The 17,090-nt window shown below is 69.0% G+C and carries 15 protein-coding genes and 1 pseudogene; 2 read left to right on the top strand and 14 right to left on the bottom strand.

What is annotated here, in order from left to right; genetic code table 11:
- Positions 1–467: 467 nt before the first annotated feature.
- The 8 genes and pseudogenes from JJB11_RS26320 to JJB11_RS06160 form a co-directional block, all read right to left on the bottom strand.
- Positions 468–929, bottom strand: a pseudogene (locus JJB11_RS26320) (ABC transporter ATP-binding protein); the annotation flags it as partial.
- On the bottom strand, positions 929–1,750 hold the full coding sequence (locus tag JJB11_RS06190; RefSeq protein ID WP_201167264.1) for an ABC transporter ATP-binding protein: 822 nt from the start codon (positions 1,748–1,750) through the stop codon (positions 929–931). The gene JJB11_RS06190 and the pseudogene JJB11_RS26320, both read right to left, overlap by 1 nt.
- A gap of 22 nt (positions 1,751–1,772) precedes the next feature.
- Positions 1,773–3,002, bottom strand: coding sequence for an ABC transporter substrate-binding protein (locus JJB11_RS06185; protein ID WP_207189932.1), 1,230 nt, complete (start codon positions 3,000–3,002; stop codon positions 1,773–1,775).
- A gap of 20 nt (positions 3,003–3,022) precedes the next feature.
- Complete coding sequence (locus JJB11_RS06180; RefSeq protein WP_201167221.1) at positions 3,023–4,165, bottom strand: branched-chain amino acid ABC transporter permease; 1,143 nt, start codon at positions 4,163–4,165, stop codon at positions 3,023–3,025.
- A gap of 91 nt (positions 4,166–4,256) precedes the next feature.
- Positions 4,257–5,201, bottom strand: coding sequence for a branched-chain amino acid ABC transporter permease (locus JJB11_RS06175; protein WP_201167218.1), 945 nt, complete (start codon positions 5,199–5,201; stop codon positions 4,257–4,259).
- A complete protein-coding gene (locus tag JJB11_RS06170) occupies positions 5,201–6,487 on the bottom strand; it encodes a metal-dependent hydrolase family protein (protein WP_201167214.1) in 1,287 nt (428 codons plus the stop codon). Before JJB11_RS06170 ends, JJB11_RS06175 begins: the two co-directional genes overlap by 1 nt.
- Before the next feature lie 10 nt (positions 6,488–6,497).
- Positions 6,498–7,796, bottom strand: a complete 1,299-nt coding sequence (locus JJB11_RS06165; RefSeq protein WP_201167211.1) for a metal-dependent hydrolase family protein — start codon at positions 7,794–7,796, stop codon at positions 6,498–6,500.
- Positions 7,797–7,808: 12 nt separating this feature from the next.
- Entirely contained in the window at positions 7,809–8,600 is a 792-nt protein-coding gene (locus tag JJB11_RS06160; protein ID WP_201167209.1) for an alpha/beta fold hydrolase, read from the bottom strand.
- 241 nt (positions 8,601–8,841) lie between these two features.
- Between JJB11_RS06160 and JJB11_RS06155 the strand changes: the two genes are divergently transcribed.
- On the top strand, positions 8,842–9,489 hold the full coding sequence (locus JJB11_RS06155; RefSeq protein WP_201964661.1) for a TetR/AcrR family transcriptional regulator: 648 nt from the start codon (positions 8,842–8,844) through the stop codon (positions 9,487–9,489).
- Positions 9,490–9,496: 7 nt separating this feature from the next.
- On the opposite strand, the gene JJB11_RS06150 is transcribed toward JJB11_RS06155, so the two are convergent.
- Genes JJB11_RS06150 through JJB11_RS06130 form a run of 5 tightly spaced genes read right to left on the bottom strand, consistent with a single transcriptional unit; the run spans position 9,497 to position 14,417 of the window.
- A complete protein-coding gene (locus tag JJB11_RS06150) occupies positions 9,497–10,552 on the bottom strand; it encodes a Bug family tripartite tricarboxylate transporter substrate binding protein (protein ID WP_201964660.1) in 1,056 nt (351 codons plus the stop codon).
- Positions 10,553–10,565: 13 nt separating this feature from the next.
- Complete coding sequence (locus JJB11_RS06145; protein ID WP_201167202.1) at positions 10,566–11,510, bottom strand: dioxygenase family protein; 945 nt, start codon at positions 11,508–11,510, stop codon at positions 10,566–10,568.
- 6 nt (positions 11,511–11,516) lie between these two features.
- On the bottom strand, positions 11,517–12,344 hold the full coding sequence (locus tag JJB11_RS06140) for an SDR family NAD(P)-dependent oxidoreductase (protein ID WP_201167199.1): 828 nt from the start codon (positions 12,342–12,344) through the stop codon (positions 11,517–11,519).
- On the bottom strand, positions 12,290–13,576 hold the full coding sequence (locus JJB11_RS06135; protein WP_201167197.1) for an aromatic ring-hydroxylating oxygenase subunit alpha: 1,287 nt from the start codon (positions 13,574–13,576) through the stop codon (positions 12,290–12,292). The genes JJB11_RS06140 and JJB11_RS06135 overlap by 55 nt, the downstream gene beginning before the upstream one ends.
- Before the next feature lie 55 nt (positions 13,577–13,631).
- On the bottom strand, positions 13,632–14,417 hold the full coding sequence (locus JJB11_RS06130; protein ID WP_201167195.1) for an IclR family transcriptional regulator: 786 nt from the start codon (positions 14,415–14,417) through the stop codon (positions 13,632–13,634).
- Between the two features lie 135 nt (positions 14,418–14,552).
- Here JJB11_RS06130 and JJB11_RS06125 point away from each other — a divergent pair, with 135 nt between their 5' ends.
- Positions 14,553–15,539 (top strand): Bug family tripartite tricarboxylate transporter substrate binding protein, encoded by a 987-nt coding sequence (locus tag JJB11_RS06125; RefSeq protein ID WP_201167193.1) that lies wholly within the window; start codon positions 14,553–14,555, stop codon positions 15,537–15,539.
- Positions 15,540–15,584: 45 nt separating this feature from the next.
- Here JJB11_RS06125 and mnmE read toward each other — a convergent pair whose 3' ends face one another.
- Positions 15,585–17,039, bottom strand: a complete 1,455-nt coding sequence (gene mnmE / locus JJB11_RS06120) for a tRNA uridine-5-carboxymethylaminomethyl(34) synthesis GTPase MnmE (protein ID WP_201167191.1) — start codon at positions 17,037–17,039, stop codon at positions 15,585–15,587.
- Positions 17,040–17,090 lie beyond the last annotated feature (51 nt).

Here is a 17,090-nt window from a genome sequence, read left to right as displayed (position 1 = left end):
TCACTCCCTCTCCCCTCCGGGGAGAGGGTTGCGGTGAGGGGCGCGCCCGGCTCCAGCACGCGGTCCGTGATCTCGTCCGTCCCTGCGTTCCACCGATTGATCCCCCGCACCGTCCGGACCGGCGGCGGCAGCGACGATGCGTCGCTTTCCGCATGCGCGCGGCGCACCGTGAAGACGCGCACCGGCGCCGTCGATGCCTCGGGTTGCGCGGCCTCTTCCTCGTCGCCGTTCGAGCGCACGCCCAGCAGCCGCTCCTGCAGCGCCGTGTCCGCCGCCAGTTCGCGCGCCGGGAGTTCCTGCGCGATGCGACCGTTGACCATCACGCCGATGCGGTCCGCCACGGCGATCGCGACGCCGAGGTTCTGCTCGATCAGCAGGATGCCGATGCCCATGTCTTCGGCCAGGTGGCGCAAGGCGCGCTCGACCTGCTCCACGATCACCGGCGCGAGCCCTTCGGTGGGCTCGTCCATCACCAGCAGCCTGGGCTCCAGCAGCAGCGCGCGGCCGATCGCCAGCATCTGCTGTTCGCCACCGGAGAGCTGACCGCCGCCGTTGCCCTTGCGCTCGGCCAGGCGCGGGAACAGCGTGTACACGCGGTCCACCTCGCGCTTGTGTTTCGCCACCAGGCGCAGCGTCTCGTCGACGCTGAGCGATGGCCACACGCGCCTGCCCTGCGGCACGTAGGCGATGCCGCGCCGGGTGATCGCGTGCGGCGCCATGCCCAGGATCTCCTGGCCCGCCAGCTTCACGCTGCCGGTCGCGGGCACCAGGCCCGTGATCGCGTTGCACAGCGTGGTCTTGCCCATGCCGTTGCGGCCGACGAGCCCCAGCACGCCGGAGGCCAGCGTGAAGCTCACGCCCTGCAATGCGTGGGCGCGGCCGTAGTAGACGTCGAGGCCCTGGACTTCCAGCAGGATAGGGTCGGCCATCAGTGCTTGCCTCCCATGTAGATCGCCTGCACCTGCGCATCGGACTCGATCTCCGCCGGCGTGCCTTCGCGCAGCACGCGCCCGTTGTGCATGACGGTCACGCGCTCCACCACGCGCAGCGCGATGTCCAGGTCGTGCTCGATCAGCACGAAACTCATGTGCGCGGGTAACGAGGTGAGCAGCGCCACCAGTTCGCGCCGCTCCGCCGGTGACAGGCCAGCGGCCGGTTCGTCGAACAGGATCAGCCGCGGAGCGCCAGCCAGCGCCATGCCGATCTCCAGCTGCCGCTGCTGCCCGTGCGCGAGATTGGCCACCGGTTCGTCGGCGATGTGCGACAGGCGCACGCGATCCAGCAGGTCCTGCGTGGCACGCGCGGACGCGTGCGTGGAGCGTGCCGGCAGGAAGGAGAAGCGGCCGCCGGCGACGCCGCGGACCGCCAGGAAGAGGTTGTCGCGCACCGACAGGTCGCGAAAGAGCAGCGAGGACTGGTAGGTGCGCCGCAGGCCCTTGCGGATCCGCTCGTGCGGCGGCATTGCCGTGATGTCCTCGCCGAAGAAATGGATGCTTCCCGCGCTGGGCGGGAAGTCGCCGGTGATCGCGTTGAAGAGCGTGGTCTTGCCGGCGCCGTTGGAGCCGAGGATCGCGTACTTCTGGCCCGCGGCCACCGTGAGGGACACGTCGTCCACGGCGCGAAGGGCACCGAAGGCCCGCGACACCCCTTTCAGGACCAGCGCGTCGTCCGAAAGCAGCGCGGTGCTGCCCGCAGCTGCTGCAGGCAGCGCCGCGCCCGCGCGCGGCCTGAGGGTGGTGATCGAAGCCATCGTGCCGCTCCGCTGTATGGCCTTACTTGCGGCAATCCGGGACGTCGCGCGACCCGAGGCCCATCTTCATGAACTGTTCCTTCGGCAGGCCCAGGGTCTGGGTCACGTCGGGAACCACCTTCACGACCTTGTTGTAGAAGGAGCCGTCCGGTGCCTTCGCCACTTCGGTGATGTAGGTCGGGCCCACGCCGTTGCGGTTGTCGTCGATCTTCACGGTCCCCGCGGGGCCCTTGAAGTTGGTCTTCTGCAGCGCCTCGCGGTACGCCTTCTGGCCATTGGACAGGTCACCCTTGACCGCATCCAGAGCGTCGAGCGTCGCCTTGGTGTTGATGTAGTACAGGTAGGCGAACAGCGACGGGCTCGGGAAGCCGTCCTTGAACGTCGCCTTGTAGTCGGCCACGAACTTCTTCCACTCGGGCGTGTCGATGGAGTCGGCCATCGGGCCCGCGGAGGCCGTACCGAGCAGCGACTCGCGGCGCTTGCCCTTGTAGTTCAGCACCGTCTGGTCCACGGTGATGGAGCCGCCGATCATGGGCTTGTTGCCGCCGGCCTGCTCGTACTGCGTGAGGAAGTTGACCGCGTCCGAGCCGCCCAGCACCACCAGCAGCGCGTCGACATCCTTCGGGATGCGCGCGATCACCGACGAATAGTCCTTGGTCCCCAGCGGCACCCACGCCTTGTCGATCACCTTGCCGCCCTTGGCGCAGTAGCTGGCCATGAAACCCTGCACCTGCGAGTAGGGGAAGCCGTAGTCCTCGGCGATCAGGAAGGTTCTCTTGTAGCCCTTGGCCAGCGCGTGCTCGCCCAGCCCCACCATCCATTGCGCGCCTTCGGTGTTGAAGCGGTAGAAGTTGGGCGCGGGGTCACCCCAGGTCGCCGCCTGGGCGCCGGACGAGCCGTTGACGAACGTCACGTTCGGCTGCGTCTTCGCGTAGTTCTTCACCGCGATGCCCTCGTCGCCGGACAGCGGGCCGATGACGATGGGCGTCTTGTCCTGTTCGACCAGCTTGCGCGTGGCGGCCACCGCCTTGTCGGGCGTGGCATCGGACGAGGCCTTGATGAACTCGATCTTCTTGCCGCCGGCCATGCCGTTCTTCTGCTTGAGTGCGAGGTCGGCGCCGCGCATGCTGTCCTGCCCGGGCGCCGCGAACGGCCCTTCCAGCGTGGCCAGCAGGCCGATCTTCAGCGTGTCCTGCGCCCATGCCGAACCCGTGAAGGCCGCTGCAGTCGCAGCTGCCACCATCGTGCGCATCAGGATTCTTCTTGCCGTCTTCACTGCAGTCTCCTTCGGGGGTTGATGGCCTTCCTGGATCCGAGGCGCGCGCGCAGCTGCGTCCAGATGCCCACCAGGCCGTTGGGTGAAAAGAGGACGATGGCGAGGAACACGCCGCCGATCACGAGGTTGAAGCGTTCGCGGTCGACGAGGTCGACGGCAAAGTTCTGCAGGAGCACGAACACGACCGCGCCGATGAAGGCGCCGATCGGCCGGTTCATGCCGCCGAGGACGGCGATCACGAGGATGTTGATCATCGCGCCGGTGTTCATCGAGCCGGGCGAGATGCGGTTGTTGTACCAGGCCAGCAGCACGCCGCCGACCGCAGCGAGCAGGCCGGCGACGGCGTAAGCCGCGACGCGATGCGCCGTGACGTTGTACCCGAGCGAGTTCATGCGCCGCGGGTTGTCGCGGATGCCTTGCAGCGCCACGCCGAACGGTGCGCGCACCAGCAGCTTGACGAAGAAGTAGCCCGCCAGGGCGCACGCGAGCGACAGGTAGTAGAAGGGCGTGGCTTCGCGGAAATCGATGTCGAGGACGGTGGGGGGAAAGAGCTTGTTGAAGCCCTGGTGCCCGTTGAACAGCGAGTAGTTCTGCTGCGCCAGGTAGAAGAAGGCCACCCCGATCGCCAGCGTGATCATGATGGTGTAGATGCCTTCGGTGCGCACCGACAGCCAGCCGACCAGCGTGGCGAACACGGTAGCCAGCGCGATGGCGAAGACCGCTGCCAGCCACCACGGCCAGCCGAGGCTGATGGCGGTCGCGCTGCTGCTGCCGAAGATGGCCAGGAGATAGCCGGCCACGCCCGCGACGGTCATCTGCGCCACCGACACCATGCCGCCGTAGCCGCCCAGGAAGGTGAGCGACAGCGCGACGAGGCCCAGCGCGAGCGATTGCGCGCCGACCTGGAAGGTGAAGAAGCCGTTGGCCACCAGCGGGTAGAGCAGCAGCCCGAGCATCACCACGACGTGGCGGGCGCCGACGTCGCGGAAGACGCGCTTCATCCAGCGCGGAAGCTCGCCGTGCTCGCCTCGTTCCGCGGGCTCCTGCGTGGTCAGCGGGACGACCGGCGCGGCTGTCACGGGCCGCGCCGCCGACGCTGCCCCGGAATTCATCGCCTTCCGCCACTGTGCGGCGCTCATTGGAAAACCTCCCCCAGGCTCCGCACTTCGTGCTGCGCCTCCCCCCTCCGCAAGCGGAGGGGGCGAGCGCCTTCGGGCGGCCGTGCTGCGCTCATGCCGGCCTCCCCATGATCCCGCGCGGGCGGAAGGCCAGCGCCAGCACCATGATCACGAAGGTGAACACCACGCTGTAGGTCGGCGCGTAGGCCAGCCCGAACTGTTCGGCCAGGCCGATCAGCAGCGCACCGATCGCCGCGCCGCCGACGCTGCCCATGCCGCCGACGATCACCACCACGAGCGAGGCGAGCAGGTAGCGCGTGTCCTCGCCCGGCGAGATCGACAACGCGCTGCCGCCGACGACGCCGGCGAGTCCCGCCATGCCGGCGCCGATGGCGAAGGTGATCGCGAAGACCAGTTGCACGTTGACGCCCGCGGCGGACAGCATGCCGCGGTCATCCACGCCGGCGCGGATCATCATGCCCACGCGCGTGCGCGCCAGGAACCACCACAAGCCGAAGCCGATGGCGATCGCTCCGAGCAGCACCGCGATGCGGTAGGTCGGGAACTTCTCCACCAGCGGCAGCGAGGTGGAGCCGTAGATCCAGGCCGGCGGGTCGAAGGTGTAGATCTCCGCGCCCCACATCCACAGCATCAGGTCCGCCAGCACGATGGAGATGCCGATGGTCACCAGCGTCTGGCGCAGGTCCTGGCCCTGCATGCGGCGGAAGATCAGGATCTGCATCAGCAGGCCGACCACCGCGGCCGAGAGGAAGCCGGCGACGACCGCCAGCACCCACGAGTTCGTCTGGTCGCCCACCATCCAGCCGACGTAGGCGCCAAGCAGGTAGAGCGAGCCGTGCGCGAGGTTCACGTTGCGCATCAGGCCGAACACCAGCGTGAAGCCGCTCGCGACCATGAAGTACAGCGACGCCAGCGTGAGCGAATTGAGCAGCGTCGTGAAGTACAGCTTCGCGTTGTCCGCGATCGCATAGAGGGACAGTGCCGCGATCGGGCCGCCCAGCACGACCCAGGTCGCGATCTTCTGGTTGCGGGTCATCACGCCGCCACCCGGAACTCGCGCTCCGCCTCGACGTCGGGTCGCTTGGCGAACACGCCGTCCTTCATCACCGCCAGGATGCGCTTCGGATCGCGCAGGATCGCGATGTTGGCCACCGGGTCGCCGTCCACCAGCAGCAGGTCGGCCAGGTAGCCTTCCTTCACCTGTCCCAGCTCGCCGGGGCGCATCATGATCTCGCCTCCGTACACGGTGGTGCTGCGGATCGCCTCGGCGGGCGTCATGCCCAGGTACTTGACGAAGAACTCCAGGTCGCGCGCGTTCTGGCAGTGCGGCGTGAAGGCGAAGCCGTAGTCACCGCCGGGCAGAACGCGGATGCCGCGCTTGTGCATCGCGCGCAGCGATTCGATCGCCGCGTCCCATTCGCGCTGGTAGCCCATGGCCACCGCCTTCTCGTGGGAAATGCCGTACGGCTCGGCCTCGTGCAGCATCGCGTAGAGGATCGCGATGCCGGGCGCGACGAACACGCGGCCCTTCGCGGCCTCCAGCATGTCCAGCGTCTCCTCGTCGGTGAAGCTCGCGTGGTAGATCACGTCGATGCCGTGGCGCAGCGCCTGCTTCACCGACGCGGCGGAGCGCGCGTGCGCCGTGCCGCGCTTGCCGCGCAGGCGCACTTCCTCCATGGCCGCGGCGACTTCGGCGTCCGTCATCCACGTGGTCTCGGCGGGCGAGTCGGGTGTGAAGTTGTCGCCGGACAGGTTGATCTTGATCGAGTCGACGCCGTACTTCAGGAACATGCGCACGACCTTGCGCATCTCGTCCGCGCAATTGACGTTCACGCCGAAGCTGAATTCGGGGAAGGGCAGGTGGGGCAGCGTCTCGTCCCCGAGGCCGCCCGGCACGGTGATCTCCTGGCTCGCCGCGAGGTAGCGCGGGCCCGGGATCTGGCCGCTGTTGATCGCGTTGCGGATCACCACGTCCAGCCGCGGCTTGGCGCAGGCCGCGCCGACGCACGAGGTGAAGCCGGCTTCGAGGTAGCGCTTGGCCACCTTGGCGCACCACAGCACGTGCTCCTCCAGCGGCATGGTCTGGATCGCCGCCAGCGTGGCCGCGTCGTTCCAGGAGAAATGCGTGTGCGCTTCGCACATGCCGGGCATCAGGGTGGCGCCCGCCGCATCGATCACGGTCGACGGGCTGCCGGACACCGAGGCGGCCGAGCGGCTCACGCGCTTGATGCGCTTGCCCTCGACCAGCACGCTGCCGACATAGGGCGCGGACTGCACCGGGCCTTCGACGATGCGGACGTTGGTGAACAGGGTGCTTTCCATGCCGCTCTCCTCAGGCCGCCCAGCGGGTGTGTTCGGTGCGTGCGTCGCGGCGCAGCGGCGGCGCACGGTGGAACTCGCCGCCCTTCATCACGGCAAGGATGCGGCGCTTGTCCTGCAGCACGGCGATGTCCTGCAGCGGGTCGCCGTCGACCAGCAGCAGGTCCGCCAGGTAGCCCTGCTTCACTTCGCCGATCTGGCCCTTCAACTTCATCATCGGCGCGCCCCAGGCGGTGGCCGAGAGCAGCGCTTCCATCGTCGACATGCCCACGTGCTGCACGAAGTACTCCAGGTCCTTCGCGTTGGTGCCGTGCGGCGTCCAGGCGAAGCCGTAGTCGCCGCCCGGCAGGATGCGCACGCCGCGGCGATGCAGCGCCCGCATCGATTCGATCGCCGCTTCCAGTTCGCGGAAGTAGCCCATGCCGCGCGCAACGGCGGGCGTGATGCCGTATTCGCTGGCGTTGTGGCAGGTGTTGATCAACCAGGCCAGGCCCGGAGCGATGAAGTGTTCCTTCTTGTGCGCCTCCAGCAGGTCCAGCGCTTCCTCGTCGGCGAAGCTCGCGTGGTAGATCACCTCGATGCCGTGGTGCACGCACTGCTTGATGGACTTGGTGGAGCGCGCGTGCGCCGCGACGCGCTTGCCCCAGGCATGCGCCTCCTCGACACAGGTGGCGATCTCCGCCTCGGTGAACTGCGACGCCTCGCTGGGCATGCCGGTGATCGATTCGCCCGAGAGGTTGATCTTCAGCGAATCGACGCCGTACTTGCAGAACATGCGCACGCAGCGGCGCATCTCCTCGACGCCGCTCACCACCGCGCCGAAGGCGAACTCCTGTTGCGGCAGGTGCGGCTGCGTGGTGTCGCCGAGGCCACCTGGCACCGTGATCTCCTGGCTCGCGGCGAGATAGCGCGGGCCGATGATCGTGCCGTCGTTGATCGCGTTGCGGATCACCACGTCCAGCCGCGGCTTGGCCGTGGCCGCGCCGACGCACGAGGTCCAGCCCATGTCCAGGTAGGTCTTCGCGACCTGCGCGCACCACAGGATGTGTTCCTCGGGCGGCATGCGCTGGATCGCGTCGAGGCTGGGCTGGTCGTTCCACGCGAAATGCGTGTGCGCCTCCACCATGCCGGGCATGAGGAAGGCGCCGGCGGCGTCGACGACGGTCACGCCGCCCACCGGCGCGTTGCGCACGCCGGCGCCGCTTTGGGTGACGCGGCTGATGCGGTTGCCCTGCACCAGCACTTCGCCGCGGTAGGGCTGCGCGCCGGAGCCGTCGAAGATGCGCGCGTTGGTGAACAGCACGTCGGCCATGGGTCTCCTCGTTCAGTGCTGCGCGGCGAGGAAGGCGCGCAATTCGCGCGCGCAGTCCTCGGCCCGCTCGATGGGGGTCCAGTGGCCGCAGCGGTTCAGGACCACGGAGCGCAGGCTGGCCGCCTGCACGAAACGTTCGGCCATCGTGCGCACGGCCTGCGGCGGGGCGACCCCGTCCTCGTCGCCGGTGACCAGCATGGTGGGCGCCGTGATGCGTTCCACCGCGGCGGCCTGGGCCGCGGCGAGCGCCTCGCAGCTGCGTGCATATCCTTCCGGGTCCTGGCGCATCAGGCTCTCGCGCACGAAGGCGACGGCCACGGGCTGCCGCTGGCGCGTGTCGCTGGAGGTCGCTGCATTCACCAGCGCCAGCGCGATCTCGTGCATGCCGCGCAAGCCTTCGTGGCGCGCCTTCTCGCCGCGAGCGCGGATGCCGGCGCGCGCGGTGTCGTTCGGCGCGATCAGCGGGCCGAACAGCGCCAGGCTGCGCACCAGGTGCGGCTGCGCCGCCGCGAGGTGCTGGGCCACGATCGTGCCCATGGAGTGGCCAAGGACGTGCGCGCGGCTCACGTCCAGCCGAATGCAGATCGCGTGCACCGCCTGTGCCAGCTTCTCGATGGTGAGCGCGCCGCCGGCGGAAGCGGACCGGCCGCTTCCCGGCAGGTCGGGACGGATCACGCGATAGCCCGCGAGCGCCGGCATCAGCGGCGTCCAGGTATTGGAGTCGCCGCCGAGTCCGTGCAGGCAGAGGATGGCTTCGCCCTCGCCGTCTTCCTCGACGGCGATCCGGTCGATGACGTGGAGCACGCCGGTCTCAGGCAGGCGCCGCGCCGAGGGCGCGGGCGGCTCGCACGGAGCCGCTGGAAATCCGGGTTGCGATGCGCATGGTGATCCTCCCCTACGCGATGTACTACCGACCGGACGGCCTGGCGTGGGTGAGACACCGGGTCGGAAATGAGACGCGCGTCTCACTTCTGCGGGGCATCATAAGCAGAAGCCACAATGCGCCGCAACGTCCATGCGGCAGCATTCACCCCCGGAGTTTCCCTTGCCCCGAGTTCCTTTTCGACCCACCGAAGCACCGCAGCCGCCGAGCAAGGGCGTGCGCGCAGCCACCTTCAGGCTGCTGCTGGATACGGCGATGGACCTGATCCAGCAGGACGGCCACATCCCCTCGATCGCGGAGGTGGCCGTGCGCTCCAACGTTTCCCGCGCGACCGCGTACCGCTACTTTCCGAGCCGCAGCGCGCTGATCACGAGCGTCGTCGACGCCTCGCTCGGGGCAGTACGCAATGCGCCGCCGGGCACCGAGGAAGCCGGTGCGCGGGAGCGCGTGCACCAGGTGTTCAAGGCCACCTTCCCGCGCTTCCAGCGCTACGAGCCGCAGCTGCGCGCGGCGCTGCAGCTCGCGCTGGAGCAATGGGCGCTGCAGCGCGCCGGCCTGCTGGAAGAAGAGCCATACCGGCGCGGCCACCGCGTGGCGATCCTGGCGGGTGCGCTGGCGCCGCTGAAGGGCCAGCTCGCTCCGGCAGTGCGCGACCGCCTGCACCGCGCGCTCTCGGTGCTCTATGGCATCGAGGCCTACACGATCCTCAAGGACATGTGGGACGTGAGCGAGAAGGAGATCGAGCGCACCGTGCTGTGGATGGCCGATGCGCTGATCGAGGCGAGCGTGCGGGAGGGGAAGAAGAAGTAGCTTTGCCTCAGTCCACTTTCGCGCCGGTCGCCTTGATGACCTGGCCCCAGCGGACGATCTCGGACTTGATCCAGCCGGAGAACTGCTCCGGCGTGTCCGCGACGACTTCGAATTCCATGTCGTGCAGCTTCTGCGAGATCTCGGGCGAGGTGAGGATCTTCACCAGCTCGCGGTGGTAGCGATCGACGATAGGCCTCGGCGTGTTCGGCGCGGTGAGGAAGCCGATCCACGAGGTCGCCTCGAAACCCTTGTAGCCGGACTCCGCGATCGTCGGCACGTCGGGGGTGCTCGCGAAACGCTTGGGGCCGCTGGAGGCGAGCAGGCGCAGCTTGCCCTGCTGCACGAACTGCTGCACGTTGCCGGGCACGAAGAAGCCCGCATCCACGTTGCCGGCTATCAGGTCGGTGACGGCAAGGTTGGAGCCCTTGTACGGCACGTGCGTCAGGTTGATGCCGGCGGCCAGCTTGAACATCTCCATCGTGAGGTGCGACGCACTGCCGATCGCGATGGACGCATAGGAATACTTGTCCGGATGCGCCTTCGCCTTGGCGACCAGGTCCGCCAGGCTCTTGATGTCCGACTTCGCGTTCACCACCAGGTACTGCGGCGCCTTGACGGCCAGCGTGATCGGCTGCAGGTCCTTCACCGGGTCATAGGGCATCTTGTCCATCAACGTGACGTTGATCGCGAGCGGGCCGTTGTAGCCCACCAGCAGCGTCAGGCCGTCCGGCGGCGCCTTGGCCACCATGTCGGCGCCGATGTTGCCGCCGGCGCCCGGGCGGTTGTCGACGATCACCGGCTGGCCCAACGCCTCCTGCAGCTTGGGCGCGACCAGGCGCGCGAGCACGTCGTTGGTGCTGCCGACGATGGGAACGATGATGCGCACGGGACGCGTGGGCGCCCATTCCTGCGCTGGCGCCTGCGCGCAGGCACCGCCGGCGAGCGTGGCGGTCGCGAGCGCCAGCAGCGCGCGGCGACGCCAGCCGGTCAAGGTGGCGCGCGGCGAGAGGGCCAGGCCCATGGGGGATTGCGCGGCGCTGGGCCGCTGCGGGCTATCGGTCATGCTTGTCTCCGTGTTATGAACTGCGTTCGAGCACCACGAGCGGCGGCCGCGGGCCGTCGGTCTTCGCGGTGATGGGGGGCGGGGGCAGCGCGGCGTCGCCGCGGGCGATCACGAAGCGGTGCTCCAGCGAATACCAGCGGCCCTGCACGTCCGCATCCGGAGCGGGCTCACCCTCGTGGGCGACATACTGGCCGAGCAGCGCCTGCGTCACGCCGAACTGCACGTCGGTTTCCAGGTGCGGATCGTCGCTGGAATAGAGCTGCGAGAACTGCGTCTTGTAGCCCGCCTTGTGCACCAGGAAGTGGATGTGCGCGGGCCGCAGGTTGTGGCGCCCCTGCGCGCGAATGAGCTGGCCCACGGGCCCGTTCACCGGGATCGGATAACCCGAAGGCTTGACGGTGCGGAACTGCACGCGGCCTTGCGCATCGCTGGCGAACTTGCCGCGCAGGTTCATGTCGGCCTGCTGCGGGTCCTGGTTCTCGTAATAGCCTTCGCCCGAGGCCTGCCACACATCGACCTCGGCGTCGACCACCGGCTGGCCGGCCTCGTCGACGATCCACGCGGTGACGAACACCGGCTCGCCTGGCGTGGGCGAACGCACGATGCTGCCGCCGTTGGGCGTGGCGGGCGAGCCCTCGCGCCAGAACGGGCCCATCAGGTTTGCCGTCGTTTCGCGCGCGCCGCCTGCACCGTTGTTCAGCAGGCATACCAGCGCCGACACACCCAGCGACCCGGCGGCGAGCACGACTTCGTTGTGCGACGGCGTGGTGAGCTGGCCCGCCTTGGCGATCAATCCGCAGATCTGGCGGAACTCCGCTTCGGTGAGTTCGGTGTCGCGCACGAAGTCATGCAGGTGGCGCACGGCGGAGGCGAGGATGCGGCGCAGCCGCGGGTCCGGCGTGCGCTCGACCTCGGCCAGCACGGCACGCGTGAGGTCGGCCTGGTTCTGGACGATCATGGGGGCCTACTTGATGTGCAGTCCGCCGTCCACGACCAGCGTGGTGCCGGTGATGAACGAGGCCTCGTCGCTGGCGAGCCAGAGGATCGGGTAGGCGATCTCCTTCGGCTCGGCCCAGCGCCCGAGCAGGGAAGTGTCCTGGCGCTGCGTCTTCAGTTCTTCCACGCTCTTGCCGGCCGCCTTGGTGCGCTGGATGTGGAAGTCCGTCAGCGTGGAGCCCGGGCACACGACGTTCACGCGCAGGCCGTTGCCGGCCTCCTCGAAGGCGAGCGTGCGCGTCATGGCGATCATCGCCGCCTTGGTGGCGTCGTACAGCGCCATGCCCTTGCGTCCCTTGACGGCATAGCAGGAGGACACGTTCACGATCGCGCCGCGCCCCGCTGCGCGCAAGGCCGGCAGCGCCGCGCGGCAGAAGTTGGCGTTGCCCACCATGTTGACCGCGACGACTGCCTGCCACTCTTCCGGAGTCGCGTCGGCGAAGGCGGAGTAGTTGCGCATCGATGCGTTGTTCACCAGGATGTCCGTGCGCCCGAAGGCCTGCTGGCAACGCGCGGCGGCCTGCGTCGCCGCGGCGGGATCCGCGACGTCGGCGGCCAGCACCTGCACCCCGGCATCCGGCATCTGCGCACGGATCGCGGCCGCGGTGCGCTCCAGCGCCTCAGCGTCGCGGTCGACCAGCAGCACCTTCGCACCTTCGGCGCAGAAGAGCGCGGCGGTCGCCGCGCCGATGCCGCCACCGCCACCGGTGACCAGGGCGGCCTTGCCTGCGAGACGGCCGCTCACAACGAGTACACCGGCTGGTCTTCGCCGTACACCAGGTGCGTCTTCGCCCATTGCTGCGGCTTCTGCTCGCGCGGCAGCAGCACGCCGGCGGCGCGCACGCGTTGCGCCATCGACGCGGTGGCGGAAGGCTCCTGTCCCTGCGCGAGGCCGACGGTGGCCTCGTACAGCATGCGGCGCGCCATCATGATCGCGCGGTCGGAAGGCAGCAGCTTCTCCGCCTCGTGGTCCTGGATGGGGCCCATGCTTTCCTGCAGCGACGCGTCCTGAGCGGCGAAGCCGAACACGCCGCTGAAGGCGCGCCGCTCCTTCTGCGCCACCCGGTCGATCAGGTAGTCGTTGTCCTTGTTGGCCTTGGGCCTCCACGTGCCGCCCGGCACGTTGGTGCCCGGCTCGTATTCGCAGTGCACGCCCTTGCCGTCCTGCAGGTCACGGCGCTCCTGCTCGGACAGCGGCTGGTCGGGCCGGAAGTTGATGCTCCACGCCCAGCAGTTGTGGTCGTCGATCGGCACCCACACATGGCCGCCGAGCGCGTGGTCACCGAAGGGCGGGATCAGGTTGTACCAGGGGAAGATCCACTGCGTGACGCGCCAGTAGTAGGAGTCGGGCTCGCCGTTGCGGCGGCCGAAGAGAGTGAGGCCGCCGTCGTGCTTCTCCACCTCGAAGGTGACGTTGCCGTCCTTCTTGATGTAGTCGTTGGCCTTGGTGCCCTGGTGGAAGGGGTCGTTGTCCACCTCGAACTTGTGCACGAAGGAGACGTGGCTGGTGTCGATGCCGCCTTCCATGGCCTGCAGGTAGTTGCATTCCTGCAGGCGCTTGGACACGAACACGTGGCTCTCGGGCAGGTTGGCCCACTCCACGCCGGGCGGGCCGGGCTGCTTGTCCTTCGGGCCCATGTAGGCCCACACGATGCCGGCGCGTTCCAGGCACGGGTAGCCGGCGATATGGAACTTCTCGCACATCTGCGGCGCCTGCGGGATGTCGACGCACTTGCCCTCGATGTCGAACTTCAGGCCGTGGTAGCTGCAGCGGATGCCGTTGTCCTCGTTGCGGCCGAAGTAGAGCGAGACGCCGCGATGCGAGCAGAACTCGCTGATCAGGCCGGGCCGCCCTTGGCTGTCGCGGAAGGCGAGCAGCTTCTCGCCGAGGATCTGCACGCGCACTTGCGGGCCATCGGGATCGGCGATTTCGCTGGAAAGGAGGATGGGAATCCAGAAGCGGCGCAGCAGGGCGCCCGTCGGCGTGCCGGGGCCCGTGCGCACCAGCGTCTTCATCATGTCGTTCATTGCATGTCCGTTGTGCGGGTGACCTGTCCATTCTATGGACTCACCCGCCGCCGGGTCAAGAACCCGCGGCGCCTCCGAGCGTCTGCGTGAGCCGGGCGCCGAGACCCTTGAGGTACGCGCCGAACTCATGCACACGCGCCTCGGTCAAGCGCACGTCGGGCCCGAACACGCCCAGCGATCCCGCGACTGCACCCGAGCCGTCGAAGAACGGCACGGCCACCGCATAGGCGCCCTGGATCAGCTCGTTGTGTCCCATCGCGTAGCCGCGCTCGCGCGTGAGCGCCATCTGGTCGCGCAACCAGCCGAGATCGGCCGAGGTACCTGCTGCATACGCCTCGAGCTGGCCCGGCGCGAGCGGCGTGTACGCCAGGATGGCCCGTCCGCTTGCGCCCTTCACCAGACGCTCGCTATAGCCCACGCCGCGCCGGAAGCTCAGCGCTTGCGCACTCTGGATCTCGGCCACGCACAGGCGCATCTCGCCGCGCGGAACGAACAGAGCGACGGTCTCGCCAGTGAAGGCCGAGGCTTCGAGCATCAGCGGCCGCGCGGTCGCGGTGAGGTCCAGCGTGGTTCCCCACACATGCGCGAGGCGCGCGACGGCGGACCCCAGCCGGAAGCGCTGCGGCTCGCCGGAGGAGGCGACGAAGCCCTTCTTTTCCAGCGTGTGCAGCAGGCGGTAGAGCGTAGGCCGGCTGAGCCCCACGCGCTTCACGAGGTCCGCCACCAGCAGCTCGCTGTCGCCCGGCGCGAACGCCGCCAGCACGTCCAGCGCCCGCTCCACCGCGCGCACGCCTTCGCCGCCCTGGGCCTGGCCGCTCTTTTCTTCCGTCGCTTGTTCCATAAAGTTCTAGGTGAGGGCGCAGGTCGCACCGGATTGACACCGGCACTAGCCTGCCGAAAATGGAGACGACTGTCCACTATCCGGACAGAAAAAGCCGGACGGCCTCGCGATCCGGCGCCTTCACCAGGAGACACCATGCCCAAACGCGCGTTCCTGCGCCGCCTGCTGGCCGGCGCGGCCGCGGCGGCCTGCGCCCTCACCGGCGCCTCTTCCGCCTTCGCCGAGGACTCGCCGTCCAAGCCGATCCGCATCATCGTGAGTTTCGCACCGGGCGGGCTGACGGACACGATCGCGCGCGCGCTGCTGCCGCGGCTGCAGGAAGGCTTCGGCCAGCCGGTGCTCGTGGAGAACCGGCCCGGCGCCGGCGGCACGGTCGCGGAAGGCTTGCTGGCCAAGGCCGCGCCGGACGGCTACACGCTGCTGCTCAGCGCCGACAGCGTGCCGGCCAACCCGCACCTGATCGCGAACCTGCCCTACGACACGTTCAAGGACATGACGCCGGTCAGCCTGCTCGCGCGCATCCCGCTCGTGCTGGTGGTGAACAACAACGTGCCCGCGACCAGCGTGAAGGAGTTCGTGGGCTACGCCAAGGCGAACACCGGCAGGATGAGCTACGCGAGCCCCGGCATCGGCACCAGCAACCACCTGTACTTCGAGGTGTTCAAGGACCTGGCGGGCATCGACCTGCCGCACGTGGCGTACAAGGGCGGCGGACCGGCGATGACGGACCTGATCGGCGGCCATGTGCAGGCGATGCTGATCTCGGCGACGCTGGCCGTGCCGCAGGCCAACGGCGGCAAGGTGAGGGCGCTGGCCGTCACCAGCGACAAGCGCCTGCCGTCGCTGCCCAATGTGCCAACCTTCGCGGAAGCGGGCTATGCCGACTTCCGTCCGCAGCAGTGGACCGGACTGTTCGTGCCGGCCGGCACGCCGCCGGCCGTGGTGGCGCGCATCAGCAGCGAGTTCGACAAGGCGCTCAGATCGCCGGACGTGATCGCGCGCCTGAACGACCTGCATGCCGAGCCCGTCATGAGCTCGCAGGCCGAGTTCGCGGCGCACCTGAAGCGCGAGTACGACACGCTGGGCAAGCTGATCAAGGCGCGCGGCATCACGGCGCAATAGTTTCGCTGCCGGCCTGGCGCAAGCACCAGCGCCGGCGCGGGCGCATCACTTGCCGATGCAGAAGCGGCTGAAGATGACGCCCAGCAGGTCGTCGGCGCTGAACTCGCCGGTGATCTCGGACAGTGCGTTCTGCGCGAGGCGCAACTCCTCCGCGAGCAGGTCGAGCGCCTGCGCCTGCCGCGCGAGCTGCGCGGCGGCTTCCATCAGGTGCGCGTCCACGCGCCGCAGCGCGTGCAGGTGACGCTCGCGCGCGATGAACACGCCCTCGGGCGCGGCCTGCCAGCCGGCGATCTCGAGGAGCCTGGCGCGCAGGGCGTCGAGGCCTTCGCCGGTCCTGGCGGAGAGGGTGAGGGAGGCGGGAGCGCTTGGCGCATCGCTGGGGTTCGCTGCGCTCACCGCCAGCCTACGGGAAGGGTGGTCGGAGTTGTTCGTAGGCTGGTGGTGAGCGAAGCGAACCCCAGCACCGACCGCATCGGCCTTGTTCCACACATCGACCACCGGCACATCCTCCGGCAACTTCGCGGCGATCGCCGCGTCGGCCGACTGGTACGCCGCCTCCTCCGCCCGCGTGAGGTCGTGCAGGAAGATCACCGCGTCGGCATTCTCGATCTGGCCCCAGGCGCGTTCGATGCCGATCTGCTCCACTTCCTCCGCGCCTTCCCGCAATCCCGCGGTGTCGACCACGTGCAGCGGCACGCCTTCGATCTGGATCGTCTGCCGCACCACGTCGCGCGTGGTCCCTGCGATCGGCGTGACGATGGCGAGCTCGGCGCCGGCCAGCGCATTCAGCAGCGAACTCTTGCCCGCGTTCGGCTGGCCCGCGATCACCACGTGCAGCCCCTCGCGCAGCAGCGCGCCCTGGTGCGCGCGCTGCATCACGCGGGCGACGTTGGCCTGCAGGCGTGCTAGCTGGCCTTGTGCATCCGCCTTCTGCAGGAAGTCGATCTCCTCCTCGGGAAAGTCCAGAGTCGCTTCCACCAGCATGCGCAGATCGACCAGCGCATCGCGCAAGGCATGCACTTCGCGCGAGAACTCGCCCGCAAGCGAACGCGTGGCGCTGCGGGCGGCCGCTTCGGTGCTGGCATCGATCAGGTCGGCGATGGCCTCGGCCTGCGCGAGATCGAGCTTGCCGTTGAGGAACGCGCGCTGGGTGAACTCGCCGGGCTCCGCCACGCGCAGGTGGATGGACGCGCCCGCTTCGAGGCAGCGCGCGAGCAGCAGTTGCAGCACCACCAGTCCGCCGTGCGCCTGCAGCTCCAGCACGTCCTCGCCCGTATACGAGTGCGGCGCGGGAAAGTGGATCGCGAGCCCCTGGTCGATGGCGCTGCCGTCGGCCGCGCGGAACGGCAGGTACACGGCCTGGCGCGGCGGCAGGTCGCGCGCGCACACCGCATCGATGATGGGTCGCACGTCCCTGGCCGACACGCGCACGATGCCGACGGCCCCGCGTCCGGGCGCGGTGGCGATGGCGGCGATGGCCTGGTCCAGGCGGGCGAGCATGGCGCGATTATCGAACCCAAAGGAAAAGCGGCCCGCAGGCCGCTTTCCAGG

It is taken from the genome of Ramlibacter ginsenosidimutans (assembly GCF_016654015.1).
Taxonomy (GTDB): Bacteria; Pseudomonadota; Gammaproteobacteria; order Burkholderiales; family Burkholderiaceae_C; genus Ramlibacter; species Ramlibacter ginsenosidimutans.
Note: the sequence above shows the minus strand (reverse complement) of the source record. Positions and strands in the feature narration are given on the sequence as shown.